This window comes from Pseudoxanthomonas sp. SORGH_AS_0997 (assembly GCF_031453535.1).
Taxonomy (GTDB): Bacteria; Pseudomonadota; Gammaproteobacteria; order Xanthomonadales; family Xanthomonadaceae; genus Pseudoxanthomonas_A; species Pseudoxanthomonas_A winnipegensis.
Genome location: NZ_JAVIZI010000001.1, coordinates 2,648,685 through 2,673,691, shown reverse-complemented (window position 1 = coordinate 2,673,691; position 25,007 = coordinate 2,648,685). Strand labels below are relative to the sequence as shown.

Here is a 25,007-nt window from a genome sequence, read left to right as displayed (position 1 = left end):
TGGCGTAGGCCTGACTGAGCGTCGGAGTTCCGCCCTCGCGAAGGCGGGGACGAGCCGCGCGGGGAGAAGAAGGGGCTTGCAGCGCCAACCCGAAGAGCCGCCCTCGCGGCGCGATCTGCAGGGGATCGACAGGACCTCGCGTCGCCGGAGTGTACGCAGCGACGCGAATGCGCAGTGCTGGCCTATCCTGTGCGGATGACTGCGTCTGTCGCTGCCGCCGTGTCGTCTTCCCCCGCCCGCGTCGCCCTGGTGCTGGGCGGCAGCGGCCAGATCGGCCAGGCGCTGCTGGACCGGCTGGTCGCGCGCGGCTGGTCGGTGCTGGCGGTCTCGCGCCACGGGCAGCCGGCGCGCGAGCGTGTGCAATGGCTGGCCGGCGACCTGGCGACGATGCCCGCACTGCCCGATCGTGTCGATGCGATCTTCAGCGCCGGGCCGCTGGACCACTTCGCGCGCTGGTATGTGGGCAGCGCGCTGATCGCGCCGCGCGTGGTGGCCTTCGGCTCGACCAGCCTGGGCACCAAGCAGGCCTCCGTCGACGCGCACGAGCGCGACCTGGCCGCGCGCCTGCGCGATGCCGAGGCCGCGGTGTTCGCCGCGGCCGCCGCGCGCGGCGCGCAGGCCACCCTGCTGCGGCCCACGCTGGTCTACGGGGCCGGCCGCGATGCCTCGCTGACCCGGATCGCGGCGCTGGCGCGGCAGCTGCGCTGCTTCCCGCTGCCGCGCGGCGCCACCGGCGGCCTGCGCCAGCCGGTGCACGTGGACGATCTGGCCGATGCGGCGCTGGCCGCCTGCGACGCGGCGGCCAGCGCCGGCCAGGCCTACGCGCTGCCCGGCGGCGAGACGCTGACCTATCGCGAGATGGTGGCGCGCACGCTGGCGGCGATGTCGCCGCCGGCGCGGCTGCTGGAACTGCCGCCGCCGCTGTTCGCCCTGGCGGTGCGCACGGCGCAGGCGCTGGGCGTGGCGCGTTCGCTCAACCCCGCCGCGGTGGCGCGCATGCGCCAGGACCTGGTGTTCGACGCCGCGCCCGCGCGGCGGGACTTCGGCTATGCGCCGCGCGGCTTCGCGCCGACCGCGGCGATGCTGGGTCAGTAGCGCCAGCCCATCTTCCGGTAGAACTTGGCCAGCACCCAGATCGGGCCGATCAGCAGGTAGGACAGGTCGGTGAGGAAGCTGGGCTTGCGGCCCTCGATCTTGTGGCCGACGAACTGCGCGATCCACGCCACCACGAACACGCTCGCCGCGCTCCACAGCAGCACCTCAGTGCCCGCGCGCTGGCTGATCAGCCGGCACACGCAGCCCATGGTGAAGAACACCACGAACATCCCGTAGCCGATCGACCGCGAGAGCCGGTTGTAATACATCCACGCGCAGAACATCGCCAGGCCCGCCCACACCCCGCCGCGGAACCAGGTGGCCTGCACCGGGATGCACCACAGCAGCGCGACCACCGACCACAGGATCGCCGGCACCGCGACGACGTGGATCGCCTGGTTGGTGAGGTTGCGGTGGTCTTGCGAGTAGTTCGCGAACCACCGATCGATCGGGCGTTGCGCGTCGACGTGCTGCATCGGGTCCCTCCCAGGAAGACCGACAGCATAGCCCGCCGCCCGCCGCCGCACCCAGCGGGCGGCATGCTGCGCCGCGAAATCGACGCGAACGCAAACAGAAGCGCCGCGCCTCCTCACGAAAGCGCGACGCTTTGGCCCCTCCCCTTGCGCAGCAGGGGGAGGCCGGGAGGGGGGTGCCTCAGCTACGCGCGGCCCCATCCGAAGGCCGCCTCACAAACCCCCTCCCACACCCTCAATCCATCACCGCTGCATCGCCACCACCGGCGCCGGCTCGACGACCGGAGCCGCCCGCTGCTGCGCCAGCAACTGCTGACTGCTGTGCTCGAAGCTCGGCGGCTGCGCCAGATCGACCGTGGCGCGGAAGCCCGGCGTGGTGCCGACCACGAACGCCTTGCCGTCCTGCACCGCCACCCCGCCGACCTTCTCCGGCGTATCGATACCGTGCTGCTTGGCCTGCACGGTGATATGCGCGGCCAGCTCGTTCGAATAAGGCGCCGGCACCTGGGCACGGATGGCCGTATACAGCCGATGGTCCGGATGCGACGCCTGGTCCAGCCCGGGTGTCGCGATCGCCGGTCGTGCCGCCAACGCCCGGCGCGTGTCCGGCCCGACCTCGCCATCCACCGCGATCCCATGCGTGCGCTGCAGCCGCTCCACCGCCGCCTGCGTATGCGTGCCGAACTTGCCGTCTTCGGCCAAGCGCCGCCCGTGCTCGTCCCGCACGCCCAACGTGTTGAGCTGCTGCTGCAGGGCGCGCACGTTCGGGCCGTGATCTCCACGCTGGAGCAGCGGCGCGTGATCGTCGTGTCGCGTGCTCTGCTGGTTCTGCTTGGTCGGCTCGGTCGGATGCGAAGATGCGGCCACACCGTGCGTGGGTGCCGCGACCCGAAACTCAGGCTTGGCGCGCAAAGCGCCGACGATATGGGTGCTGCCTCCGTCCCAGTAACCGCCGGGGCGAATCGTCACCTCTGCCGGTCCGGTGCTGCCCTGCGAACCAACGAACTGGATCTGCCCCTTGGCGTCGTAACCCTTGAAGACAGCGATGTGCTGGCCGCCACTCGCCGAGAACATCAGCAAGTCGCCCGGCTTCAGGTCGCCGCCTGGCTTGCGCGCGTCCGCGGCGGAGATCACGTCGAAGTGTTCCCGCGCGTATTCCGTCGTCTTGTTACCGTTGAAGAGGGTGGCGGTGGTGAAATTGGCGGCGTTCTGGCCCTGCACGCCGTAGCCGGCTTCCTTGAGGCTGCGCCAGACGAAGGAAGAGCAATCCACGCCCAGTTTTCCGTCGCCATCGCCGTCGCGTTCCAGCCTGCTCGGATCGCGGCCGGGACGCGGATGGTCGGAGCGGCCGTATTCGTAGCGCCGACCCTCGTTGAAGAAGTGCCGCTGCGCGGCCTCGAGGATCGCGGCGTTGCCGGCATCGCTGCGAGTCTCGACCCGTGCCGAGGGTGCGGTGGTGGCCGCCTGAGTGTCGTGGTGAGGGGGATTAGGCGTGCCCGTCGGCTGACGAATGACCTGTACTTCGCCGGCGCGCCAGCCTTCGAATCGGCGGATGCCATCGGCCAGCGCCTCGCGCTCGGCGGTATTCATCTGGCCGACCGTCTTGCCTTCCAGGTGCAGGCCATGGCGGCGCGCCTCGTCGAAAATCGTGGCGGCCTGCTCTCTTGTAGTGCGTGGTGCCGCTGTAGTCGGGGCGCGAGTAGCTGGGCAACAGCTCTTCCACCGTATGGTTGACGTGGCTCCTGGTCAGCAGCTGGATCTTGGCTGCACGGCCGGCTTCGTAACTCTCGAAGACGGCATTGCCCCACTGATCCAGATCCACCACGCCCCGGTAGCGCCCCTGCGCGGCTTCCAATGCCTGCGCGCGCGTTCGCGGGTTTTTGACCGTGGTATCGGCGCTTCCCGAGAACTCGAACTTTAGGTTGCCGGGATTATTGTTGCGCCACGAGACGGTGCCACCGTGACGCTCGACGATGCTGCCGTCGTCCAGTTCTAGGGTGCGGGTGGTGCCCTGGCTGCTGACCAGGCGGGTGATCTTGTGATCGGGCATGGCTGGCGTTCCTTGTCAGTGCTTCGCGCGAGTGGTCAAAGTCCGTTGGAGAACACGTCCAACGCATCGGCCGAAACCCAGCCGCGTGCGCAGTCGCCCTGCCATTGGCCGGACGCTGCGGCACAGGCCGCGCCGGTGCGCGGCTGGGCCTGCAGTTGCACGGGCCGTTGCCCGTACTGCTGGCAGATCGGTTTTCCGCGACAGGCGGCGACGTCATCCGGTGCGATGGCGACGACGTAGTAGTAGGCCGGTTGCTGGCCACTGCGCGCGGTCGCCTGGACGCAAACGAACTGATCGCGGGCCAGGGTCGCGTTGTCCTGGACCTTGCTGCCTGTGACGGGCAGCGTGTCCAGTAGCGTCGCCTTGTCGGTCGAGACGCCAGCGAAGAAGCCATCGTCGCCGCAGCTGGGCGACAGGTCGATGTCATAGAAATCGCCGGCCTGCACATTGCCGATGATGCAGTCGCGTCCACTAGTGGCATCGCCGCATTGCGCGCCGAGGGCTTTCGCCAGCGCCGGCAGGCTGTTCGATGAGCCAGCGGGCGTGGGTGCGGCGGCCTTGTCCGGCGCCGGTGGAGTAGAGGCCACCGCAGCATCGGTGGGAGCGGCGGTGTTCCGGGTGTGGGCGTCGGGGGCCTGCGCCGTGCAGGCAGCCACCGTCAGGCCGAGGGCCAGGGCCAGCAGGGCGCGGGCGGATGGACGTTCCGGCATGGATCCTCCTGATCGCAAACAAGGCGCCCCCGGGCGGGGCGCGTCATCGGGCCGGAGGATACCCGGCGTCTGCGGCCAGGTTTGTGAAGCGCACCCCGCGTTGCGCGCGGGGTGCTTGGCGCCGTTCAGTCCAGGCGGATGTCGGCCAGCTTGAGCAGGGCCTCGGCGTAGCGGGCGCGGGTGCGCTCGATCACTTCCGGCGGCAGCGCCGGGCCCGGCGCGGTCTTGCCCCAGTCCAGCGTCTCCAGGTAGTCGCGCACGATCTGCTTGTCGTAGCTGGGCGGGCTGAGGCCGACCTGGTACTCGTCGGCCGGCCAGTAGCGCGAGGAATCCGGCGTCAGCATCTCGTCCATGATGTACAGGCGGCCGTCGGCATCGGTGCCGAACTCGAACTTGGTGTCTGCCAGCAGGATGCCGCGCGAGGCGGCGTACTCGGCCGCGAAGCTGTAGATGCGCAGGGTCGCATCGCGCACGCGCTCGGCCAGGTCGCCGCCGACGGTCTTGACCATGGCGTCGAAGTCGATGTTCTCGTCGTGGTCGCCGACCGCGGCCTTGGTCGAGGGGGTGAAGATCGGCTCGCGCAGCTTCTGCGCTTGCTGCAGGCCGTCGGGCAACTCGATGCCGCTGATCTTGCCGGTGCGCTGGTAGTCCTTCCAGCCGCTGCCGATCAAATAGCCGCGGGCGATGGCCTCCACCGGCACCGGCTTGAGCTTGCGCGTGACCACCGCGCGACGGGCGTACAGCGCCGGGTCCACGCCCTCGGGCAGGACGTCGGCGACCTCGATGCCGGTCAGGTGGTTGGGCATCAGGTGGGCGGTCTTGTCGAACCAGAAATTGGAGATCTGGCACAGCATCTCGCCCTTGCCGGGGATCGGGTCGGGCAGGACCACGTCGAAGGCGGAGAGGCGGTCGGTGGCGACGATCAGCAGATAGTCGCCGGGCGCGGCGTTGGCCGGCAGGCGTTCGCGTGGGATGTCGAAGACGTCGCGGACCTTGCCGCGATGGCGCAGGGTCAGACCGGGCAGATCGGCTTGCAACAGCGTGGTGGGCACACAGCACTCCTGGCGTGAGGCGAAAGGCGCTCGAAACCCCGCTCGCTGCGTGTGCCGGCGCGCCGGTTAAGGCGGCGGCGGGCCGCGTAGTGTACGCGCCTGCGCGCAAAGCGACAGGTGCCAAGGGCCCATCATCGATCCCCGGGCAGGCCGCGTTGGCGCCGCCCTGCGGCGCCCACCCGAAGGGCCGCCCTTGCGCGCACCCGGAGACTGCGTCATCGCTCGGTCGTGGACGGACGTCCACTCCCTCCCGCTTGCTTGCCCCGGGCACGCGCAAGGACGGCGCGACCCACCCGGGATCGATGACGGGCCTTGGGCCGCCTACCGTAAAATGTCGCTTCCCTCCCCACCGCAGGCCCGACCTCCCGATGAATCGCTGGTACGGAAAACTGCTGGGCGGCATCGCCGGCGCGCTGCTGTTCCGCCCCAATCCGGTGTTCGGCGCGCTGGTGGGACTGCTGCTGGGCCATGCCTTCGACCGGGACTGGTTCCAGCTGTCGCGGGACAACCCGTACCGCGCCTTCGACCTGACCCGCGACGCCAGCGATGCGGAAGTCGACCAGGCCTATCGCCGCCTGATCTCCCAGTACCACCCCGACCGCCTGGCCGGCGCCGCGCCCGAGCTGCGCGCCCGCGCCGAGGCCCGCGCACGCGAGCTCAACGCCGCCTACGACCGCATCAAGACGCTGCGCCGCAAGCGCGCCGCCTGACCTCCTTCCTCTTCCGGCAGACCGCCATGTCCAACTGCATCATTTCCCCGTCCATCCTGTCGGCCGACTTCGCCCGGCTTGGCGCCGAGGTCGACGCCGTGCTCGCCGCCGGCGCCGACTGGATCCATTTCGACGTGATGGACAACCACTACGTGCCCAACCTGACCATCGGCCCGATGGTGTGCGAGGCGCTGCGCAAGTACGGGGTGACCGCGCCGATCGACGTGCACCTGATGGTCGAGCCGGTGGACCGCGTCGTGCCGGACTTCGCCAAGGCCGGCGCCAGCCACATCAGCTTCCACCCCGAGGCCAGCCGCCACGTGCACCGCACGATCCAGCTGATCAAGTCGCACGGCTGCACCGCCGGCGTGGTGCTCAACCCGGCCACCTCGCTGGACGTGCTGGACTGGGTGCTGGACGAGGTGGACCTGGTGCTGCTGATGTCGGTCAACCCGGGCTTCGGCGGGCAGGCCTTCATTCCCTCGGCGCTGGACAAGCTGCGCGCGGTGCGCGAGCGCATCGACGCCAGCGGCCGCAGGATCCATCTGGAGATCGACGGCGGGGTGAAGGTGGACAACATCGGCCAGATCGCCGCCGCCGGCGCCGATACCTTCGTCGCCGGCTCGGCGATCTTCAACGCCCCGGACTATGCGCAGGTGATCTCGCAGATGCGCGCGGCCGTGGCGGGGGCGAAGTGAGCCTGTCCATCCGCAGCGCCACGCGCGAGGACATCCCGCTGATCCTGGAGCTGATCCGCGCGCTGGCCGAGTACGAGCGCGAGCCGCACGCGGTCCAGGCCACCGAGGCCGACCTGGGGCGCACGCTGTTCGACGAGGGCGCCACCGCCTATTGCGTGCTCTGCGAGCAGGACGGCGTGGCGCTGGGCTTTGCGGTGTACTTCTTCAACTACTCCACCTGGAAGGGGCGCAACGGCCTCTATCTGGAGGACCTGTTCGTGCGGCCGCAGGCGCGCGGCCAGGGCGCCGGTCTGGCCCTGCTGCGCCACCTGGCGCGGCTGGCGGTGGAGAAGGACTGCGGGCGCTTCGAGTGGTCGGTGCTGGACTGGAACCAGCCGGCGATCGACTTCTACCGCGCCGTCGGCGCGCGGCCGATGGACGAATGGACCATCTATCGCCTGGATGGCCAGGCGCTGACCGACTTCGCACAGGGCTAAAGGGGCGCACATGTTCAATCTGCTCAAGGCCACGATGCTGGCGATCGCCGCGCTGCCGCTGGCCGCGGTGGCGGCGCCCGCGTCGGTGGACCTGCTGGTCGGCTCCTATACCGACAGCGGCTCGCCGGGGCTGTATGCCTATCGCTTCGATACCGCCAGCGGCCGGCTGGACGCGCAGCCCTGGCAGACGCTGCGCGTGGACAACCCGTCCTGGCTGGTGCTCTCGCCCGACCAGACGCGCGTGTACGCCGTCAGCGAGAACGGCCCGGGCGCGCGCGACACGGTCGGCCGCGCCGGGATGCTGACGCTGGACGCGCAGCATCGGCTGAACCTGCAGGGCCAGGTCTCCACGCTCGGCGACCATCCCACCCACGCCAGCCTGACGCCGGACGGACGCTATCTGCTGGTGGCCAATTACTCGGTCGACACGCACCCGGGCGGGTCGCTGGCGGTCCTGCCGATCGATGCGCAGGGCCGGCTGCAGCCGGTCACGCAGCTGCTGACCTACCAGGCCAGCCACGTGGACCCCGAGCGCCAGCGTTCGTCGCATGTGCACTGGGTCGGCTTCTCGCCCGACGGCGCGACCGCCTATGCCTCCGACCTGGGCGGCGATCGCGTCTACGCCTACCGCTATGCGCCGCAGGCCAACGCCGAACGGCCGCTGCAGCCCGCGCCCACCCCGTTCCTGGCGCTGCCGCCGGGCAGCGGGCCGCGGCACCTGACCTTCGACGCCAGCGGCCGGCACGCCTACCTGACCCTGGAGATGGCCGGGCAGGTGGCGGTGCTGGACGTCGACGCGCAGGGTGCGCTGCGGCTGCGCGAGGTGGTGAACCTGTTCGCGCCCGGCTTCAGCGGCGGCAATGGTGGCGGCGCGCTGCACCTGTCGGCGGACGGACGCTTCCTGTACGCGATCAATCGCGGTGGCGACGACCACCTGGCCGTGTTCGCGGTCGGCGCCGATGGCGGGCTGACGCTGATCCAGCGCCGCGCCACCGAGGGCCGGCAGGCACGCGAGTTCGCCATCGATCCGTCCGGGCGCTTCCTGCTGATCGCCGTGCAGGGCGCCAACCGGATCGTGGTGCTGGCGCGCGACCCGCACACCGGCAAGCTCGGCAAGACGCTGCAGACCGTGGAGGTGGCGGCGCCGTCGGACCTGAAGTTCCTGCGGCCTTGAGTCGAGCGCCGGGCGGGCTTGGGGTGGGCTTTGCTTGGTAGGAGTCGCCATGGCGGCTCCCACGAAAGCAAAAAAAGAACCGCGTCGAGTCGCCCCGGCGCGGTTCCCGCGAAGACTGGAGGCTGATCCTGCCTCCCTCCGTCGTCCCTGCTATGGCCTTCCACGCTACGTGCCGTATCTGACGGGAACATGACAGCCGGGCGCCGCGGCGACTGCTAGCCTGCGCCACCCCACGTCCGTTGCCCTCCCCATGTCCCAGCCGCGCTGGTGTCTGATCCTCAACGGCAAGGCCGCCGGCAACGATGCGGTGCGCGCCGCGGTGACGCAGGCGCGCGAGCGCGGCACGCGGCTGGACGTGCGCGTGACCTGGGAGAGCGGCGACGCCGAGCGCTACGTCACCGAGGCCATCGCCGACGGCGTGGACACGGTGATCGCCGGCGGCGGCGACGGCACGCTCAGCGAGGTCGCCACCACCCTGGCCCATCGCGACGAGGGCGCCGACGCGCTGCCCGCGCTGGCCCTGCTGCCGCTGGGCACGGCCAACGACTTCGCCACCGCCGCCGAGCTGCCGCTCGAGCCGCAGGCCGCGCTGACGCTGGCCGCCGAGGCCCCGGCGCGGCCCATCGACCTGCTGCGCGTCACCGCAGACCACGGCCCGCACTGGTGCGCCAACATGGCCACCGGCGGCTTCGGCACCCAGGTCACGGTGGAGACCGACGAGGCGATGAAGCGCGTGCTCGGCGGCCTGGCCTATGTGGTCACCGGCCTGTCGCGACTGGGCCGGGTCGAGCCGATGCGGGCGCGCTTCCGCGGGCCCGACTTCGCCTGGGAGGGCAGCTTCATCGCGCTGGGGCTGGGCAACGGCCGCCAGGCCGGCGGCGGCCAGGCGCTGTGCCCGGACGCGCTGGTCGACGACGGCCTGCTGGAGCTGACCATCGTCCCCGAGCTGACCGGCGCCTTCGCCGCCACGCTGGGCACGCTGATCACCGGCGGCAAGCGCGCCGCGCTGGAGCAGGCCGCCGTGCGCGCGCGTCTGCCGTGGGTCGAGATCGATGTGGCCGAGCCGATCACGCTCAACCTGGACGGCGAGCCGGAGACCTCGCGCCACTTCCGCGTGGATTGCGTGCCCGGCCGCCTGCGCATGCACCTGCCCGACGGCTGCCCGCTGCTGGCCTGAGTCGGCCCCATCGCCGCCGTGTTGCACGCTCCACGGCTTGACGAGGATCCGGCGGCCAAGTGCGCGCGCGCAGCCCGCGTGCCGCTTTGTCGAATGGTCCGAAGTCCTGATCTCGATACGATGGCGATCGAAAGCAGCACCGACCCGGCTCGCGCGGCATCCGCGGCGCCCGCCCTTGCAACGAGGTCCGCCATGTCCGCCCAGGTGATCCTGCCCCGTGTCATGTATGTTGGCGCCGGCGCCAGCCAGAAGGCGAGTGAAGTACTGGCCCAACTGGGCTGCTCGCGCCCATTGATCGTCACCGACCAGACGATGGTCGAACTGGGCTACGTACAGGGCGTACAGGCCGCGCTGGCCGCGGCCGGCATCGTCTCGGAGGTGTTCGACCAGACCGTGCCCGAGCCGACCGACGCCTCCATCGTCGCCGGCGTCGAGCGCGTCCGGCGCGGCAGCTACGATGCGATCATCGCCCTGGGCGGCGGCAGCCCGATCGACAGCGCCAAGGCCATCGCCATCCTCGGCAAGCACGGCGGGGTGATCCACGATTACAGATTCCCGCGCCAGGTCGATGCGCCGGGCCTGCCGATCATCGCCATCCCGACCACCGCCGGCACCGGCTCGGAATGCACGCGCTTTACGATCATCACCGACGAGGCCAACGACGAGAAGCTGCTGTGCGTGGGCCTGGGCTTTATGCCCATCGCCGCGCTGGTGGATTACGGCCTCACCGTCAGCGTGCCGGCGCGCACCACCGCCGACACCGGCATCCACGCGATGACCCATGCGATGGAGGCCTACGTCAGCCGCAAGGCCAGCGCCTACAGCGACAGCCAGGCCATCGCCGCGATGCGCCTGATCGGCCCGAACCTGCGCACGGTCTTCCACGACGGCGGCCACCGGCCGGCGCGCGAGGCGATGATGCTCGGCGCGACCCTGGCCGGCATCGCCTTCTCCAATGCCTCGGTGGCGCTGGTGCACGGCATGAGCCGGCCCATCGGCGCGTTCTTCCATGTCCCGCACGGGCTGTCCAACGCGATGCTGCTGCCCAGCGTGACCGCTTGGTCGATCCCGTCGGCGCCGGCACGCTATGCCGACTGCGCGCGCTTCCTTGGCGCGGCCGGCCCGCACGACAGCGACGCGGTGGCCAATGCCAGGCTGATCGATTTCCTCTATGCCATCAACGCCGAACTGCGCGTGCCGACGCTTCAGGAATTCGGCGCCCAGCGCGCGCGCTTCTTCGATCTGCTACCCACCATGGCCGAGCAGGCGCTGGCCTCCGGCTCGCCCGGCAACAACCCGCGCGTGCCCAGCGCCGAGGAGATCGTCGGCCTCTACAAGACCTTGTGGGCCCCGCCAACGCACGAGGCGCGGCGCGCGTGAAGCCCGCCCCGCAGGCGCACGTCCGCCCCCCGCCGACACCGCCATGACCGGCCATCGCATCCCCGTGGCGCGCCGCTAGAATGCGGCTATGAGTCGCTATATCGCCCTGCTTCGCGCCGTCAACGTCGGGGGCACCGGCAAGCTGCCGATGGCCGAACTGCGGTCGATGTGCGAAGCCATCGGTTGCACCGAGGTGCGCACCTACATCGCCAGCGGCAACGTGGTGTTCGCCAGCAGGCTCGCCAAGGCGATGGTGAAGCACAAGCTCGAAGCCGCGCTCGAAGCGTACGCCGGCAAGCCGGTCGGCGTCGCGATCCGCACAGGCGCCGAGATGGCCGCGATGCGCGCGGCGAATCCTTTCGCCTCGGCCGCGCCGAACCGCACGGTCGCGATCTTCCTCGACGGGCCGCCGCCGGCCGACACGCTCGAACGGGTCAGCGGCCTGCGCAACGAGGACATCGCGCTGGGCGCCAACGAGATCTACATCCATTACCGCGATGGCATGGCCGATTCGAAACTGAAGATCGCCGCGGCGAAGGCCGGCACCGCGCGCAACATGAATACCGTGGCAACCCTCGCCGAATGGGCGGCCGGGTAGCGCCTCGCCCGTTCCCGTCCTGAGCGGCGAAGCCTCGCGCGCTTCGGCGAGAGCTTGCGGATCGTCAGGGATGTCTTCGGCTTGGCGCTGCCCGCGCCTGTCCCAGGCGTCAGCGGCTGGAAGACGCCCGTTGCCGCTTCGGCTCGAACGTGCGAGCCGAGGTGCGTGCTTCATGCCGACAGTGCACTGACAGGCCTCAGCTCCAGCTGTGATGACCGTCGCCTGCGTTGGCGCTGGATGGCGCCTGGGGCTAAGGCGGGCTGGGCGATACAATCGCGCGTCCTCTCACCGATGTTCCGTCCATGTCGCAGCGTGACTGGGTGGCTGCCGCCATCCACAAGATCGAGGCCGACTTCAACCGCTCGGCCGACACCCATCTGATCCCGCTGGAGCTGCCTGGCTACCCTGGCATCGACCTGTACCTGAAGGACGAGTCCAGCCATCCCACCGGCAGCCTCAAACACCGGCTGGCGCGCTCGCTGTTCCTGTACGCGCTGGCCAACGGCTGGCTGCGCGAGGGCGCGCCGGTGATCGAGGCCTCCAGCGGTTCGACCGCGGTGTCCGAGGCCTACTTCGCGCGCCTGCTGGGCCTGCCCTTCATCGCGGTGATGCCGGCCAGCACCTCGCCGGAGAAGATCGCCGCGATCACCTTCTACGGCGGCCAGTGCCATCTGGTCGAGCAGGCCGGGGCGATCAATGCCGAGTCCGAGCGCCTGGCGCGCGAGCACGGCGGTCACTTCATGGACCAGTTCACCTACGCCGAGCGGGCGACCGACTGGCGGGCGAACAACAACATCGCCGAGTCGATCTTCAAGCAGATGGCGGCCGAGCCGCATCCGATCCCGGAATGGATCGTGTGCAGCCCCGGCACCGGCGGCACCGGCGCCACGCTGGGCCGCTACGTGCGCTACCGCCGGCATGCCACGCGCATCCTGTGCGTGGATCCGGAGCACTCGGTGTTCTTCGACTACTACCGCGATGCGCTGGGCGGGGCGGGCGATCCGGCGCGCCTGCACCACTGCGGTTCGCGCATCGAAGGCATCGGCCGGCCGCGGGTGGAGCCGAGCTTCGTGCCGGCCTGCATCGATGCGATGGTCAAGGTGCCCGATGCCCTGAGCCTGGCGGCGATGCGCTGGGCCAGCGCGACCCTGGGCAGGCGCGTGGGTGGCTCCACCGGCACCAACCTGGTCGGCGTGCTGCACGCCGCGCACGCGATGTGCCGGGCCGGTCGCCGCGGCTCCATCGTCACCATCCTGTGCGATGCCGGCGACCGCTACGCGCACAGCTATTACGACCCGGCCTGGTACGCGCGCTGCGGCATCGACACCGCCGACAGCGATGCGGCCATTGCCGCGGCGGTGGCCGGCGGCGCGCTGCCGGCACTGGCGACGGCAGCGGGCTGAGCGGGCGGATCGACGGCGGCAGGGCCGGACGACAGTCGGCCCGGGCCCAGGCAAGTCCTTGCAATAAAACGGGTTTCGGCAGCGCTGGCTGATATTTTGGCCAGCTGCTGCGGCGCCGCATGCAGGCCGGGCGCGGAATGATTACTCTGTAATTACAGAGTAATTCCTGGTGACGCGATGGCGGACTGGAACACCTTGAGCACCGACCGGAGCCAGCGCCTGCAGGCCGCGGCCAAGCTGGCCAGGGGCCGCCTGGTGCGCAGCCAGGACGTGGTGCCCCTGCTGGAGGCCGTGCTGCGGCCCGGCGACCGGGTCTGCCTGGAAGGCAACAACCAGAAGCAGGCCGACTTCCTGGCCGAGTGCCTGACCCGGGTCGATCCGGTGCGCGTGCACGACCTGCACATGGTGCAGTCGGTGCTGTCGCTGCCCTCGCACCTGGACGTGTTCGAGAAGGGCATCGCCAGGAAGCTGGACTTCTCCTTCTCCGGTCCGCAGTCGGTGCGGCTGGCGCGGCTGCTGGGCGAGGGCCGGCTTGAACTCGGCGCCATCCACACCTACCTGGAACTGTTCGGCCGTTACTTCATCGACCTGACCCCGCGCGTGGCGCTGATCGCCGCGCATGCGGCCGATCGCCACGGCAATCTCTACACCGGGCCGAATACCGAGGACACTCCCGCGATCGTGGAGGCCACCGCCTTCGGTGGCGGCATCGTCATCGCCCAGGTCAACCAGATCCTGGACACGCTGCCGCGCGTGGACATCCCGGCCGACTGGGTGAACTTCGTCACCCACGCGCCCAAGCCGAACTACATCGAGCCGCTGTTCACCCGCGACCCGGCCCAGATCAGCGAGGTGCAGGTGCTGATGGCGATGATGGCCATCAAGGGCATCTACGCCGAGTACGGCGTCAACCGCCTCAACCATGGCATCGGCTTCGACACCGCGGCGATCGAACTGCTGCTGCCGACCTACGCCGAATCGCTGGGGCTGAAGGGCAGGATCTGCCAGCACTGGGCGCTCAATCCGCATCCGGCGCTGATCCCGGCGATCGAGTCGGGCTTCGTCAAGTCGGTGCACTCCTTCGGCTCGGAGCTGGGCATGGAGGATTACATCGCCGCGCGCCCGGACGTGTTCTTCGTCGGCGCGGACGGCTCGATGCGCTCCAATCGCGCGTTCTCGCAGACCGCCGGGCTGTATGCCTGCGACATGTTCATCGGCTCGACCCTGCAGATCGACCTGGCCGGCAACAGCTCGACCGCCACGCGCGACCGCATCGCCGGGTTCGGCGGCGCGCCCAACATGGGCTCGGACGCGCGCGGCCGGCGCCACGCCAGCCCGGCCTGGCTCAAGGCCGGGCGCGAAGCCGCCAGGCCCGGCGAGATGCCGCGCGGGCGCAAGCTGGTGGTGCAGATGGTGGAGACCTTCCGCGAGCACATGGCCCCGGCGTTCGTCGACAGGCTCGATGCCTGGGAGCTGGCCGAGCGCGCCGGACTGGACCTGCCGCCGGTGATGATCTACGGCGACGACGTCAGCCATGTGCTGACCGAGGAGGGCATCGCCAACCTGCTGCTGTGCCGCACGCCTGAGGAGCGCGAACAGGCGATCCGCGGCGTGGCCGGCTACACCGCGGTCGGCCTGGGCCGCGACCGGCGCATGGTCGAGAACCTGCGCGACCGCGGCGTGATCAGACGTCCCGACGACCTGGGCATCCGCTCGCGCGATGCCACGCGCGACCTGCTGGCCGCGCGCACGGTCAAGGACCTGGTGCGCTGGTCCGGCGGCCTGTACGACCCGCCCAAGCGCTTCCGCAACTGGTAAGGGGCACGCCATGGAAACCCTGCGCTACCGCTACGACGGACGCATCGCGCCCACCGGCACACGCGACCACGTGCTGGTCGGCGTGGTCGCCTCGGGCAACCTTGAAGTCATGATCGAGCCGGCCGCGCTGGAGGGTGCGATGGAGATCGAGATCGTCACCGCCGCGCGCGGTTTCGGCGAGATCTGGCAGGCCGTGCTGGACGACTTCGCCGCGCGGCATCCGCTCAAGGATGTGCGCATCTGGATCAACGATGTCGGCGCGACGCCGGCGGTGGTCAGCCTGCGCCTCGACCAGGCGGTGGAAACGCTGCAGGAGCCGGCCGCATGAGCACCGCGCGCAGCTTCTACGAGGCCGACGCGCGCGAGCGCATCGCCGGCTTGCTCGAGCCGGGCAGTTTCGTCGAGTTCCTCGGCCCGCGCCGGCGCATCACCAGCCCGCACCTGGCGCAGCTGGATCAGCCGGGCGAGTTCGACGACGGCATCGTCGTGGGCGAGGGGATGCTGCAGGGGCGCCGGGTGCTGATCGCCGCGCAGCAGGGCCAGTTCATGGGCGGCGGCGTGGGCGAGGTGCACGGCGCCAAGCTGGTCGGGCTGCTGGAGCGCGCGCAGCGGGTCGGGCCCGAGGCGGTGCTGCTGCTGCTCGACACCGGCGGCGTGCGCCTGCACGAGGCCAACGCCGGGCTGATCGCGATCTCGGAGATCATGCGCGCCACCTTGGCCACGCGCGCCGCCGGCGTGCCGGTGCTGGCGCTGATCGGCAGCGGCAACGGCGCCTTCGGCGGCATGGGCATCGTCGCGCGCTGCTGCAGCGCCGTGCTGATGTCCGAGGAGGGGCGGCTGTCGCTGTCGGGTCCGGAGGTGATCGAGACGGTGCGCGGCGTCGAGGAATTCGATGCGCGCGACCGCGCCCTGGTGTGGCGGGTCACCGGCGGCAAGCATCGCGTGCTGCTGGGCGAGGCGGCGCAGCTGGTCGCCGATCGCATCGACGCGTTCGCGCAGGCCGCGCTGGAGGTGTTGGATCGACTGCGCCCGGCCGAGGATGACGCGCAGCTGCTGCAGGCCCTGGAGGGCGAGCACGCGCGCCTGGCGCGGCGCATCGAGGCGTTCGGCGACTGCCGCGATGGGCTGCAGGTCTGGGAGGCGCTGGGCGTCGCGCAGCCGCAGGCCTTGCCGCTGCTGGACACCGCCGCCTTCCTGGAGGCCACGCGCGGCCGGAGGATGCCATGGTACTGAGCGAACTGTTGGACCGGCTGTTCCCGCTGGGACACCGCATCGATCAGCGCGACGACGTGCTGACCGGCACCGCGAGCACCGCGCTCGGCGAGGTCACCGTCATCGGCACCGCCAACCGGCTCGAGGTCGGCGTCGACCATGCACTGGCCCTGGCCGCCACCGTCATCGCCAGCACCAAGGCGCACCCGCAGCGACCGATCGTGATGCTGGTCGACACCGCCGGCCAACGGCTGTCGCGCCGCGATGAACTGCTGGGCATCAACGGCTACTTCGCCCACCTGGCCAAAGCGTTGGACCTGGCGCGCCGCCGCGGCGCGGCGCTGGTGTCGCTGGTCTATGGCGAGTCGGTGAGCGGCGGCTTCCTGTCTTTCGGCCTGATGGCCGATGCGGTCTACGCCCTGCCCGAGGCGCAGGTGCGGGTGATGGACCTGCGCGCGATGGCGCGCGTGACCAAGCAGCCGCTGGAGAAGCTGCAGGCGCTGTCGCAGAGCTCGCCGGTGTTCGCGCCGGGCGTGGAGAACTACGTGGCGATGGGCGCGGTGCGCGCGATCTGGCGCGGCGATCTGGCCCAGGCCCTGATCGATGCGCTCGAGGCGCCGCGCGAGGGCGACACCCGGCGCGCGCTGGGCGCGCAACGGGGCGGGCGGACGCTGGCGGCGGACGTGTCGGCGATGGTGGCCGCCGGCGATGCCTGAGCCGCTGCGCCGCCACACGCTGGTCTGGCTGCCGCCGCAGGCCGCGCACGCGGTCGTGCCGGCGCAGGCCACGCGCGCGCGTGCCTGGTTCGAACAAGGCCATCCGGCCATCGTGGCGCGACGCCCGGCGGCGACGCCGGCCGATCCACTGCACCTGGGCGTGCCGCTGCCGCCGGCCGAAGGCAAGCAGCGGCTGGCCGTGCGCGCCGCGGTCGCGGACGTCCTGCGCATCGCACCGCCGCCGACCCTGGAGCAGAGCATCGCCCGCGCGCCGGCGGCATGGCGACCGGCGCTGGCGGCGCTGGTGCATCGGGCGCACGCGCTAGACCTGGTGCCGCGCGTATTTGGCGCCTTCTGCTGGCAGACGCTGACCGGCCTGGCGTACGTGCACGAGACGTCTGATCTGGACCTGCTCTGGGAGATCGAGTCCGCCGCGCAGGCCGACGCCATCATTCGCCTGTTGGACGAGTGGGAGCGGCACCAGCGGCGTCGTGCCGATGGCGAGCTGCGCCTGCCCGACGGGCGCGCGGTGAGCTGGCGCGAATACGCCGGCAGCGCACTGCGGCTGCTGGTCAAGACCGAGGACGACGCGCGCCTGGTCGCACGCGCGGACCTGTTCGCGGCGCAGCAGGTGGCCGCTTGAGCGCGCACGAGCCGCAGCCTGCCTGCGTGCCGCGTCCGCAGGACCGCGCCGAGGCGTCGCGCCTGGGCCGGCTCGCCAGCGCCAGCCTGCATGCCGAACTGGCGCTGGCACCCAAGCCTGGCCTGGTGACCCCAAGCGATGCCGGCAGCCACGCCGACATGGATGCACGCACCTTCTGGCGCAGCCTGGCCGCGCTGCGCGCCTACTTCGAGGCGATCGCGCAGGCGGGGCTGGCGCAGGCGCCGTTCGATGCGCTGCGCCGCCTTGGCCTGCAGGCCGAGGACGCGATGCTGCGCGCCACCGACGGCATCAATACCCATCGCGGTGCGATCTTCAGCCTGGGGCTGCTGACCGCGGCTGCGGCGCGGCTGCGGCGCATCGAGCGCGGACCCGTTGCCGCCGAGGCGGTCTGCCACGCGGTCAGCGACTGGCGTGCCGCACTCGAGACCGCACCACTCGACCCCGACAGCCCCGGCCAGCGCATGCGGCGCGCCCACCACGTCGCCGGGGTGCGCGAACAGGCCGCCGAGGGCTTCCCGCTGCTGCGCGAGGCCGCGCTGCCGGCGCTGCGGGACGCGCAGCAGGCCGGGCACGCGCCCGCGGCCGCGCATGCGCATGTGCTAATGACGCTGGTGGCGCAGGTCGACGACCTGAACCTGCTTCACCGCGGCGGCGCCGAAGGGCTGCGCTTCGCGCAACATCAGGCGCATGCCTTCCTCGCCCGCGGCAGCGTGTGGCAGCCCGACTGGGAAGCGCAGCTGGGGACGGTGGGCGAGGCCTTCGTCGCGCGCCGCCTGAGCCCCGGCGGCAGCGCCGATCTGCTCGCCTGCACCCTATTCCTCGACCGGCAGGCGCGCGCATGAGCCTGGCGCTGCTGTGTCCGGGGCAGGGCGGTCAGCATCCGGCGATGTTCGCGCGGGTACAGGGCGATGCGGCCGCCGAACCCATCCTCCGCTACGCAGCCGACGTCCTGCAGGAAGCGCCCGAGGCGCTGGCCGCCGGGCAGGCGCGCTTCGACAACGCGATCGCCCAGCCGCTGGTGTGCGCGGCCACGCTGGCGACCTGGGCGGCGCTGCGCGCGCGCCTGCCGTCGCCGGGCCTGGTGCTCGGCTACAGCGTGGGTGAGCTGGCCGCCCATGGCGTGGCCGGCAGCGTGACGCCGCAGGTTTGCCTGAGCCTGTCGCGGGCGCGTGCGGCCTGTATGGACGCGGCCAGTCCCGCCGACGGCGGACTGCTGGCGGTGATCGGCCTGTCGCGCCGGCGCATCGAGCGCCTGTGCGAGGCCTGCGCGGTCGCCGTGGCGATCGTCAACGGTGAGGACCACTTCGTGCTGGGCGGTCGTGAGGCCGGCCTGCAGGCCGCCCAGCGCGAGGCGGAAGCCCTCGGCGCGCGCACGCTGCGCTTGCCTGTGCATGTTCCCGCGCACACGCCGTGGCTGGCGCAGGCGGCCGATGCGTTCGCAAGAACGCTGCAGGACGCCGCCGTGCGGGCACCCGCTCTGGACGTGCTGGCCGGCATCGACGGCCATCGCATCGCCTCGCGCGAGGACGTCGTCCTCAGCCTTTCGCGCCAGCTCGCCCAGCCGGTGGAGTGGCACGGGGTGATGGCGCAGGCGATCGAGCGCGGCGCGCGCGTGCTGCTGGAGATCGGTCCGGGCAGCGCCCTGGCACGGATGGCGCGCCAGGCGCATCCGGACTGCGAGGCGCGCGCGGTGGAGGAGTTCCAGACGCTGGAGGGCGTCGTGGACTGGGTCGTCAGCGCCCTGGAGCGCCAGGCGATGCACTGAAGCAGGACCCTTGGGTGGCGGGCCGCCATTCGACGCAATCGCGATATCACGTGTCTTAGGGAGGGCGCATGAGTCCGCAAATCATCACGATCATCGGCTTGGTGATCATGTTCGTCGTGGCCACGGCGCTGCCCATCAACATGGGCGCGGTGGCCTTCGCCCTGGCCTTCATCGTCGGGGGGATCTGGCTGGGCATGGATGCCAAGGCGGTGCTGGGCGGTTTCCCCGGCGACCTGTTCCTGACCCTGGTCGGGATCACCTACCTGTTCGCCATCGCGCAGAAGAACGGCACCATCGACCTGCTGATCCACTGGGCGGTCAAGGCGGTGCGCGGCAAGCTGGTGGCGATCCCGTGGGTGATGTTCCTGGTCACCGCGCTGCTGACCGCCTTCGGCGCGCTGGGGCCGGCGGCGGTGGCGATCATCGGCCCGGTCGCGCTGCGCTTCGCCAAGCAGTACCGGATCAATCCGCTGCTGATGGGTCTGCTGGTCATCCACGGCGCCCAGGCCGGCGGCTTCTCGCCGATCAGCGTCTATGGCGGCATCACCAACAAGGTGGTGGAGAAGGCCGGCCTGCCGGTCAGCGAGATGTCGGTGTTCCTGACCAGCCTGGGCTTCAACCTGGCCATGGCGATCATCTGCTTCTTCGCGTTCGGCGGCCTGGCCTTGCTCAAGCGCCACGAGCCTGCGCGGGCCGAGTCCGAAGCCGTGCCGGTCAACGAGGCCTCGCCGCGCAGCTTCGCCATCGAGGGCCATGGCGCGCTGGTGACCCCGGGCGGGGGCACCTTGTCGATCAATCCGGTCGCGCTGGAGGCCGTGTCGATCAAGCGCGACCATGTGTTCACCCTGATCGGCCTGGTCGGCCTGGGCGTGGCCTCGCTGATCTACAGCCTCAACGTCGGCCTGGTGTCGATGACCGTGGCGGTGCTGCTGGCGCTGCTCTCGCCCAACGCGCAGAAGGGCGCGGTGGAGAGCATCAGCTGGTCCACCGTGCTGCTGATCGCCGGCGTGGTCACCTACATCGAGGTGCTGCAGAAGGCGGGCGCGGTCGACTTCATCGGCAACGGCGTGTCGCATATCGGCATTCCGCTGCTGGGCGCGCTGCTGGTGTGCTACGTCGGCGGCATCGTGTCGGCGTTCGCCTCCTCGGCGGCGGTGCTGGGCGCGACCATTCCGCTGGCGGTGCCGTTCCTGCTGCAGGGGCATCTGGCCCCGGCCGGCGTGATCTGCGCGCTGGCCGTGTCCTCGACCATCGTCGACGTCAGTCCGTTCTCGACCAATGGCGCGCTGGTGGTGGCCTCGGCCGCGCCGGACGAGCGCGAGAAGCTGTTCCGCCGCTTCCTGGTCTACAGCGGCCTGGTGGTCGCGCTGGGCCCGCTGGCCGCGTGGCTGGTGTTCGTGGTGCCGGGCTGGCTGTAATGGCGCCACCCGGTAGAGCGGAGCTTGCTCCGCTGGTGCCTTCCCCGCGAACCGAACGAAGAGCGGCGGAGCAAGCTCCGCTGGGGCCTTTCGCGCGAATTGAACGAAGGGCAGCGGAGCAAGCTCCGCTCTACAAGGGGGGCGCGACGCGATCGGGAGAGGGCGTTGCTCGGAACAAAAGAAAGCGGGGTGCCGATCGCTCCGCGCTCACGCCTCACTCCTCTTCACTCACTCCCCGCTCTTGCGTCCGCGCGGCAGTGGCGCCGGCACGTTGAGCTTGCCGCCCGAGGCGACGTACTTGGCCAGGGCTTCGCCCTGACTGAGCAGGTGGCGGTGCATGGTGCGCTCGGCCTCGGCGGCATCGCCGTTGCGGAAGCACGCCATCAGCTCGCGGTGTTCGCTCAGCGACATCGCCATGCGCCCCGGCGTGAGCAGCTGGCGGCCGCGATGCATCTTGAGGATGCGGTGCAGGTCGTGGGTGACGCGGATCAGCCACGGGTTGCCGGCGTGTTCCTGCACCGCTTCGTGGATGAGGTAGTTGTTGCGGTAGAACTCGGCCATGTCGCCGCGCTCGGCGGCCGCCTCCATCGCCGCGTGCAGCGATTCCAGCCGCGCCAGGCCGTCGGCGTCGATCTTGCGCACCGCCTCGTAGGCGCAGCGGCCCTCCAGCATCGCCATGATCGGGAACAGCTCGTTGAGGTCTTCCAGCGTCAGCCGGGTCACCCGCGCGCCGCGGCCGGGTTCGATCTGCACCAGGCCTTCGGCGGCCAGCAGCTTGAGGCTCTCGCGCAGCGGGGTGCGGCTGATGCCCAGCTCCTGGGCCAGGGCGGGCTCGTCGATCCAGTCGCCCGGCGGCAGGACGTAGTCGTAGATCTTCTGTCGCAGCGTATCGGCCACTTCCTCGTACATGGGCACGCGCCGGCGGGAGCTGGACTTGTCGGGCGTCAGGGTCATGGACGGGTGCGGCGCTTGGCACGATGTGTCAGATCCGCATCTTAATCCCTGCGCAGCGGCGGCCGCGAACCGCAGCGGGCACCGCTGCGCGCGCCGTATCATGGTGCGCTAGCGCTTGCCCTGCGGCCGGCGCGCCCCCAGATCGACCGCCTGCCCCATTTCCAGAGTGCCCCCCCGCCATGAATCCGCTGCTCGATTTCTCCGGTCTGCCCAAGTTCGATGCCATCAAGCCCGAGCACGTCGGCCCGGCCATCGACACGCTGCTGGCCCAGGCCGAGGCCGCGGTGAAGCAGGCCGAGACGGTCAGTCCGGTGACGTGGGAGAGCTTCGTGGTGCCGCTGGACGATGCGACCGAGCGGCTGTGGCGCGCCTGGGGCCAGGTCAACCATCTGCAGGGCGTGCTGAACTCGCCGGCGCTGCGCAAGGCCTACAACGACAACCTGCCCAAGATCACGCGCTTCGGCAGCGCGCTGGGGCAGAACCTGGCGCTGTTCTCGCAGTACCGCGCACTCGCGGAAGGCGCGGACCTGACCACCCTGGACGCCGCGCGCGCCAAGACCCTGGACAACGCGCTGCGCGACTTCCGCCTCGGCGGCGCCGAACTGCCGGACGAGGCCAAGGCGCGCTTCGCCGCGGTGCGCGAGGAGCTGGCCAGCCTGTCGGCCAAGTTCTCCGAGAACGTGCTCGACGCCACCGACGAGTGGGAGTTCTGGATCAAGGACAAGCAGCACCTGGCCGGGCTGCCGGCCGATGTGATCGCCGCCTGCCGCGCCGCGGCCAAGGCCGACGACGAACCGGGCTGGAAGTTCACCCTGCAGATGCCGTGCTATCTGCCGGTGCAGACCTATGCCGACGACCGCGCGCTGCGCGAAACGCTGTACCGCGCCTATGCGGTGCGCGCCTCGGAGGCCGGCGAGGAGAAGCTGGACAACTCGCCGCTGATCGACCGCATCCTGGCCCTGCGCGCCGAGCTGGCGCGGCTGCTGGGTTTCGCCTCCTACGCGGAGTATTCGCTGGCGACCAAGATGGCGGGCAGCCCGGCCGAGGTGCTGAGCTTCCTGCGCGACCTGGGCGCCCGCGCGCTGCCGTACGCCAGGCAGGACCGCGCCGAACTGGAGGCCTTCGCCCGGGATGAGCTAGGCCTGGAGACGGTCGAGCCCTGGGACCTGGCCTATGTCAGCGAGAAGCTCAAGCAGGCCCGCTACAGCTTCTCGGCCCAGGAAGTGAAGCAGTACTTCACCGAGGACGCGGTGCTGGCCGGGCTGTTCGGCGTGATCAAGGCGCTGTACGGCGTGGACGTGCTGCCCGACACCGCGCCGGTGTGGCATCCGGACGTGCGCTTCTATCGCCTGCAGGACGCCGATGGCGCGCTGGTCGGCCAGTTCTACCTGGACCTCTACGCGCGCGAGGGCAAGCGCGGCGGCGCGTGGATGGACGATTGCCGCAACCGTCGTCATCGCGCTGACGGCGAGCAGACGCCGCTGGTCTATCTGGTGTGCAACTTCGGCAAGGGCGTGGACGGCGGGCCGGCCACCTTCACCCACAGCGACGTGATCACCCTGTTCCACGAGATGGGCCACGGCCTGCACCAGCTGCTGACCGAGGTCGGCGAGCTGTCGGTGGCCGGCATCAACGGCGTGGAGTGGGACGCGGTGGAGCTGCCGAGCCAGTTCATGGAGAACTTCTGCTGGGAATGGTCGCGCGTACAGGGCATGACCCGCCACGCGGAGACGGGCGAGCCGCTGCCGCGCGCGCTGTTCGACAAGATGGTGGCCGCGCGCAATTTCCAGAGCGGCATGCAGACCGTGCGCCAGCTCGAGTTCGCCCTGTTCGACATGGAGCTGCACAGCGCCTTCGATCCCTCCAGGGAAGGGGTGATGGACCTGCTCGAGCGCATCCGCGACGAGGTGGCGGTCAACCGCGCGCCGAAGTGGGGCCGTTTCCCGCACGCCTTCAGCCACATCTTCGCCGGTGGCTATGGCGCGGGCTACTACAGCTACAAGTGGGCCGAGGTGCTCAGCGCCGATGCCTACGCGGCCTTCGAGGAAGCGCCCGATCAGCTGGCCGCCACCGGCGCGCGCTTCCGCGCCGAGATCCTCTCGCGCGGCGGCAGCCGCAGCGCGCTGGAGAACTTCACCGCCTTCCGCGGCCGCGAACCGCGCATCGACGCGCTGCTGCGGCATAGCGGGATGGCGGCTTGAGGGCAGGGCGGTCCCACGCTTGATGGGGGAGCAACCGTCTCTCAGTTCAAGCCGCGGCCTTCTCGTAGAGCGGAGCTTGTGGCGATCCCCTCTTGGGGACTTCGCTGCGCTTCGTTCGGTGCGTGGGGACGGCCCCAGCGGAGCGAGCTCCGCTCTACAGGTGGGAGCCGCCCTTGTGGCCTTTTCGGCCAATGGCGGCGATGGGGCTTCGCAGCGAAATCGAGCGACCTGTTCTCGCCGATAGCCCCACTACCGTCGTTCCCGGGAAAGCGGGAACCCAGGGACTTTCGCACGGTGCATCAAAGGCACTGGATTCCCGCGTTCGCGGGAATGACGGCTTCGGAACTTCTTTAGAAAGCGCGCGCGCCCCAGACAGTGCGCCACAAGCTGAAGCAGGTCCCTACCCCCCTCAGTCGCTAGCCGCGACCTCGAACTCCCCTTCGCTGCACGAAAGGGAGGGTGCGGATCCCTCCGTGGGAGCCGCCATGGCGGCGATGGGGCTTCTGCGGCAAGGCCTACAACGCGCAAAACGCCGCCCCGCGGCTTGCCTCATCCGCATGCGCGTATCCTGTCGATCCCCACGTTGCATCGATCCGCCCGTGTCCGCGTCTTCGTCTTCCGTACCGCATTACCAGACCGCTGGCGCGCGTCGCGCCGACCTGATCGTCCACGTCGCCGGGCTGGCGCTGGCCATCGGCGGCGGCGCGGCCATGCTCTGGCGCGCGGCAGCCAACGAGGCCCTGCTGCTGGCCACCTGCGTCTACGCGCTGGGGCTGCTGGTGATGTTCGCCTGCTCGGCGGCGTACAACTTCGCCGCGCCCGCGCGGCAGCCGGTGCTGCGCAAGCTCGATCACGCCGGCATCTTCGTGATGATCGCCGGCTCCTACACGCCGCTGCTGGTGCTGGCGCTGTCCGGCACCTGGCGCTGGTCGATGATCGGCGTGGTCTGGGGCGTGGCGCTGTTCGGGGTGTTCGCCAAGCTGTGCCTGCCCGGGCTGGGCAAAGGCTTCTGGGTGGCGATCTATCTGCTGCTGGGCTGGGTCGGCATGGTCGCGATCAAGCCGATGGTGGCCGGGCTGCCGACGGCGGTGCTGTGGCTGATCGCCGCCGGTGGTCTGATCTACACCATCGGCGTGGGCTTCTACGTGCGCAAGTCGATGGTCTACAACCGCGCGCTGTGGCACGCCCATGTGCTGGGCGGTGCGCTGGCGCACTGGGCGGCGATCTGGCTGTGCCTGCGGCCGCTGCCGGCGGCCTGAGGGC

Annotated in this window: 25 protein-coding genes; 19 read left to right on the top strand and 6 right to left on the bottom strand. The window is 70.6% G+C overall.

What is annotated here, in order from left to right:
- Nucleotides 1–195: 195 nt before the first annotated feature.
- Nucleotides 196–1,095, top strand: coding sequence for an SDR family oxidoreductase (locus QE438_RS11715; protein WP_306995467.1), 900 nt, complete (start codon nt 196–198; stop codon nt 1,093–1,095).
- Here QE438_RS11715 and QE438_RS11710 read toward each other — a convergent pair.
- From QE438_RS11710 to QE438_RS11690, 5 genes are all read right to left on the bottom strand, one after another.
- Nucleotides 1,089–1,571 (bottom strand): Mpo1-like protein, encoded by a 483-nt coding sequence (locus QE438_RS11710; protein ID WP_131659614.1) that lies wholly within the window; start codon nt 1,569–1,571, stop codon nt 1,089–1,091. The genes QE438_RS11715 and QE438_RS11710 overlap by 7 nt on opposite strands.
- A 240-nt stretch (nt 1,572–1,811) precedes the next feature.
- Nucleotides 1,812–3,158, bottom strand: coding sequence for a peptidoglycan-binding protein (locus tag QE438_RS11705; protein WP_309734262.1), 1,347 nt, complete (start codon nt 3,156–3,158; stop codon nt 1,812–1,814).
- Nucleotides 3,055–3,618, bottom strand: coding sequence for a hypothetical protein (locus QE438_RS11700; RefSeq protein ID WP_309734259.1), 564 nt, complete (start codon nt 3,616–3,618; stop codon nt 3,055–3,057). Before QE438_RS11700 ends, QE438_RS11705 begins: the two co-directional genes overlap by 104 nt.
- 35 nt (nt 3,619–3,653) lie before the next feature.
- A complete protein-coding gene (locus tag QE438_RS11695) occupies nt 3,654–4,328 on the bottom strand; it encodes a hypothetical protein (RefSeq protein ID WP_306995473.1) in 675 nt (224 codons plus the stop codon).
- Nucleotides 4,329–4,453: 125 nt separating this feature from the next.
- Nucleotides 4,454–5,380 (bottom strand): phosphoribosylaminoimidazolesuccinocarboxamide synthase, encoded by a 927-nt coding sequence (locus QE438_RS11690; RefSeq protein ID WP_306995475.1) that lies wholly within the window; start codon nt 5,378–5,380, stop codon nt 4,454–4,456.
- 368 nt (nt 5,381–5,748) lie between these two features.
- Here QE438_RS11690 and QE438_RS11685 point away from each other — a divergent pair, with 368 nt between their 5' ends.
- The 16 genes from QE438_RS11685 (at nt 5,749) to QE438_RS11610 (ending at nt 20,589) form a co-directional block, all read left to right on the top strand.
- Nucleotides 5,749–6,090 (top strand): J domain-containing protein, encoded by a 342-nt coding sequence (locus tag QE438_RS11685; protein WP_130516420.1) that lies wholly within the window; start codon nt 5,749–5,751, stop codon nt 6,088–6,090.
- 26 nt (nt 6,091–6,116) lie between these two features.
- Nucleotides 6,117–6,788 (top strand): ribulose-phosphate 3-epimerase, encoded by a 672-nt coding sequence (gene rpe, locus QE438_RS11680; RefSeq protein ID WP_130525034.1) that lies wholly within the window; start codon nt 6,117–6,119, stop codon nt 6,786–6,788.
- Nucleotides 6,785–7,264 (top strand): GNAT family N-acetyltransferase, encoded by a 480-nt coding sequence (locus QE438_RS11675; RefSeq protein WP_131659617.1) that lies wholly within the window; start codon nt 6,785–6,787, stop codon nt 7,262–7,264. The genes rpe and QE438_RS11675 overlap by 4 nt, the downstream gene beginning before the upstream one ends.
- Nucleotides 7,265–7,274: 10 nt before the next feature.
- On the top strand, nt 7,275–8,438 hold the full coding sequence (locus tag QE438_RS11670) for a lactonase family protein (protein ID WP_306995479.1): 1,164 nt from the start codon (nt 7,275–7,277) through the stop codon (nt 8,436–8,438).
- A 250-nt stretch (nt 8,439–8,688) separates the two neighbouring features.
- Nucleotides 8,689–9,615 (top strand): lipid kinase YegS, encoded by a 927-nt coding sequence (yegS, locus tag QE438_RS11665; RefSeq protein WP_306995481.1) that lies wholly within the window; start codon nt 8,689–8,691, stop codon nt 9,613–9,615.
- Between the two features lie 192 nt (nt 9,616–9,807).
- Nucleotides 9,808–10,995, top strand: a complete 1,188-nt coding sequence (locus QE438_RS11660) for an iron-containing alcohol dehydrogenase (RefSeq protein ID WP_306995483.1) — start codon at nt 9,808–9,810, stop codon at nt 10,993–10,995.
- Nucleotides 10,996–11,083: 88 nt separating this feature from the next.
- Nucleotides 11,084–11,593 carry a DUF1697 domain-containing protein gene (locus QE438_RS11655; RefSeq protein ID WP_306995484.1) on the top strand — a complete coding sequence of 170 codons (510 nt, stop codon included), beginning with the start codon at nt 11,084–11,086 and terminating at the stop codon, nt 11,591–11,593.
- Between the two features lie 302 nt (nt 11,594–11,895).
- Nucleotides 11,896–12,996 carry a PLP-dependent cysteine synthase family protein gene (locus tag QE438_RS11650; protein ID WP_130516434.1) on the top strand — a complete coding sequence of 367 codons (1,101 nt, stop codon included), beginning with the start codon at nt 11,896–11,898 and terminating at the stop codon, nt 12,994–12,996.
- Nucleotides 12,997–13,173: 177 nt separating this feature from the next.
- Nucleotides 13,174–14,814: a malonate decarboxylase subunit alpha gene (mdcA, locus tag QE438_RS11645; RefSeq protein ID WP_306995486.1), complete on the top strand. Its 1,641-nt coding sequence runs from the start codon at nt 13,174–13,176 to the stop codon at nt 14,812–14,814.
- Nucleotides 14,815–14,824: 10 nt separating this feature from the next.
- Nucleotides 14,825–15,142 (top strand): malonate decarboxylase acyl carrier protein, encoded by a 318-nt coding sequence (gene mdcC, locus QE438_RS11640; RefSeq protein ID WP_130528168.1) that lies wholly within the window; start codon nt 14,825–14,827, stop codon nt 15,140–15,142.
- Complete coding sequence (locus QE438_RS11635) at nt 15,139–16,047, top strand: biotin-independent malonate decarboxylase subunit beta (RefSeq protein ID WP_306995489.1); 909 nt, start codon at nt 15,139–15,141, stop codon at nt 16,045–16,047. Before mdcC ends, QE438_RS11635 begins: the two co-directional genes overlap by 4 nt.
- A complete protein-coding gene (mdcE, locus tag QE438_RS11630; RefSeq protein ID WP_306995491.1) occupies nt 16,038–16,742 on the top strand; it encodes a biotin-independent malonate decarboxylase subunit gamma in 705 nt (234 codons plus the stop codon). The genes QE438_RS11635 and mdcE overlap by 10 nt, the downstream gene beginning before the upstream one ends.
- Nucleotides 16,735–17,385: a malonate decarboxylase holo-[acyl-carrier-protein] synthase gene (gene mdcG / locus QE438_RS11625; RefSeq protein WP_306995493.1), complete on the top strand. Its 651-nt coding sequence runs from the start codon at nt 16,735–16,737 to the stop codon at nt 17,383–17,385. Before mdcE ends, mdcG begins: the two co-directional genes overlap by 8 nt.
- Entirely contained in the window at nt 17,382–18,248 is an 867-nt protein-coding gene (gene mdcB, locus QE438_RS11620; protein ID WP_306995495.1) for a triphosphoribosyl-dephospho-CoA synthase MdcB, read from the top strand. The genes mdcG and mdcB overlap by 4 nt, the downstream gene beginning before the upstream one ends.
- Nucleotides 18,245–19,171, top strand: coding sequence for a malonate decarboxylase subunit epsilon (gene mdcH, locus QE438_RS11615; RefSeq protein WP_306995497.1), 927 nt, complete (start codon nt 18,245–18,247; stop codon nt 19,169–19,171). The genes mdcB and mdcH overlap by 4 nt, the downstream gene beginning before the upstream one ends.
- 68 nt (nt 19,172–19,239) lie before the next feature.
- A complete protein-coding gene (locus QE438_RS11610) occupies nt 19,240–20,589 on the top strand; it encodes an SLC13 family permease (protein WP_306995499.1) in 1,350 nt (449 codons plus the stop codon).
- Nucleotides 20,590–20,817: 228 nt separating this feature from the next.
- Here the strand turns inward: QE438_RS11610 and QE438_RS11605 are convergent, their stop codons facing one another.
- Nucleotides 20,818–21,543 carry a GntR family transcriptional regulator gene (locus tag QE438_RS11605; protein WP_130516451.1) on the bottom strand — a complete coding sequence of 242 codons (726 nt, stop codon included), beginning with the start codon at nt 21,541–21,543 and terminating at the stop codon, nt 20,818–20,820.
- A gap of 179 nt (nt 21,544–21,722) precedes the next feature.
- Between QE438_RS11605 and QE438_RS11600 the strand changes: the two genes are divergently transcribed.
- Together QE438_RS11600 and QE438_RS11595 are read left to right on the top strand one after the other, a co-directional pair.
- Nucleotides 21,723–23,744: a M3 family metallopeptidase gene (locus tag QE438_RS11600; protein ID WP_309734223.1), complete on the top strand. Its 2,022-nt coding sequence runs from the start codon at nt 21,723–21,725 to the stop codon at nt 23,742–23,744.
- Nucleotides 23,745–24,301: 557 nt separating this feature from the next.
- Nucleotides 24,302–25,003 (top strand): hemolysin III family protein, encoded by a 702-nt coding sequence (locus QE438_RS11595; RefSeq protein ID WP_130516455.1) that lies wholly within the window; start codon nt 24,302–24,304, stop codon nt 25,001–25,003.
- Nucleotides 25,004–25,007 lie beyond the last annotated feature (4 nt).

Coding starts and splice junctions, on each gene's coding strand:
- QE438_RS11715 (WP_306995467.1), top strand. CDS start 196: ATGACTGCGTCTGTCGCTGCCGCCGTGTCGTCTTCCCCCGCCCGCGTC.
- QE438_RS11710 (WP_131659614.1), bottom strand. CDS start 1,571: ATGCAGCACGTCGACGCGCAACGCCCGATCGATCGGTGGTTCGCGAAC.
- QE438_RS11705 (WP_309734262.1), bottom strand. CDS start 3,158: ATGAATACCGCCGAGCGCGAGGCGCTGGCCGATGGCATCCGCCGATTC.
- QE438_RS11700 (WP_309734259.1), bottom strand. CDS start 3,618: ATGCCCGATCACAAGATCACCCGCCTGGTCAGCAGCCAGGGCACCACC.
- QE438_RS11695 (WP_306995473.1), bottom strand. CDS start 4,328: ATGCCGGAACGTCCATCCGCCCGCGCCCTGCTGGCCCTGGCCCTCGGC.
- QE438_RS11685 (WP_130516420.1), top strand. CDS start 5,749: ATGAATCGCTGGTACGGAAAACTGCTGGGCGGCATCGCCGGCGCGCTG.
- rpe (WP_130525034.1), top strand. CDS start 6,117: ATGTCCAACTGCATCATTTCCCCGTCCATCCTGTCGGCCGACTTCGCC.
- QE438_RS11670 (WP_306995479.1), top strand. CDS start 7,275: ATGTTCAATCTGCTCAAGGCCACGATGCTGGCGATCGCCGCGCTGCCG.
- yegS (WP_306995481.1), top strand. CDS start 8,689: ATGTCCCAGCCGCGCTGGTGTCTGATCCTCAACGGCAAGGCCGCCGGC.
- QE438_RS11660 (WP_306995483.1), top strand. CDS start 9,808: ATGTCCGCCCAGGTGATCCTGCCCCGTGTCATGTATGTTGGCGCCGGC.
- QE438_RS11655 (WP_306995484.1), top strand. CDS start 11,084: ATGAGTCGCTATATCGCCCTGCTTCGCGCCGTCAACGTCGGGGGCACC.
- QE438_RS11650 (WP_130516434.1), top strand. CDS start 11,896: ATGTCGCAGCGTGACTGGGTGGCTGCCGCCATCCACAAGATCGAGGCC.
- mdcA (WP_306995486.1), top strand. CDS start 13,174: ATGGCGGACTGGAACACCTTGAGCACCGACCGGAGCCAGCGCCTGCAG.
- mdcC (WP_130528168.1), top strand. CDS start 14,825: ATGGAAACCCTGCGCTACCGCTACGACGGACGCATCGCGCCCACCGGC.
- QE438_RS11635 (WP_306995489.1), top strand. CDS start 15,139: ATGAGCACCGCGCGCAGCTTCTACGAGGCCGACGCGCGCGAGCGCATC.
- mdcE (WP_306995491.1), top strand. CDS start 16,038: ATGGTACTGAGCGAACTGTTGGACCGGCTGTTCCCGCTGGGACACCGC.
- mdcG (WP_306995493.1), top strand. CDS start 16,735: ATGCCTGAGCCGCTGCGCCGCCACACGCTGGTCTGGCTGCCGCCGCAG.
- mdcH (WP_306995497.1), top strand. CDS start 18,245: ATGAGCCTGGCGCTGCTGTGTCCGGGGCAGGGCGGTCAGCATCCGGCG.
- QE438_RS11610 (WP_306995499.1), top strand. CDS start 19,240: ATGAGTCCGCAAATCATCACGATCATCGGCTTGGTGATCATGTTCGTC.
- QE438_RS11605 (WP_130516451.1), bottom strand. CDS start 21,543: ATGACCCTGACGCCCGACAAGTCCAGCTCCCGCCGGCGCGTGCCCATG.
- QE438_RS11600 (WP_309734223.1), top strand. CDS start 21,723: ATGAATCCGCTGCTCGATTTCTCCGGTCTGCCCAAGTTCGATGCCATC.
- QE438_RS11595 (WP_130516455.1), top strand. CDS start 24,302: ATGCGCGTATCCTGTCGATCCCCACGTTGCATCGATCCGCCCGTGTCC.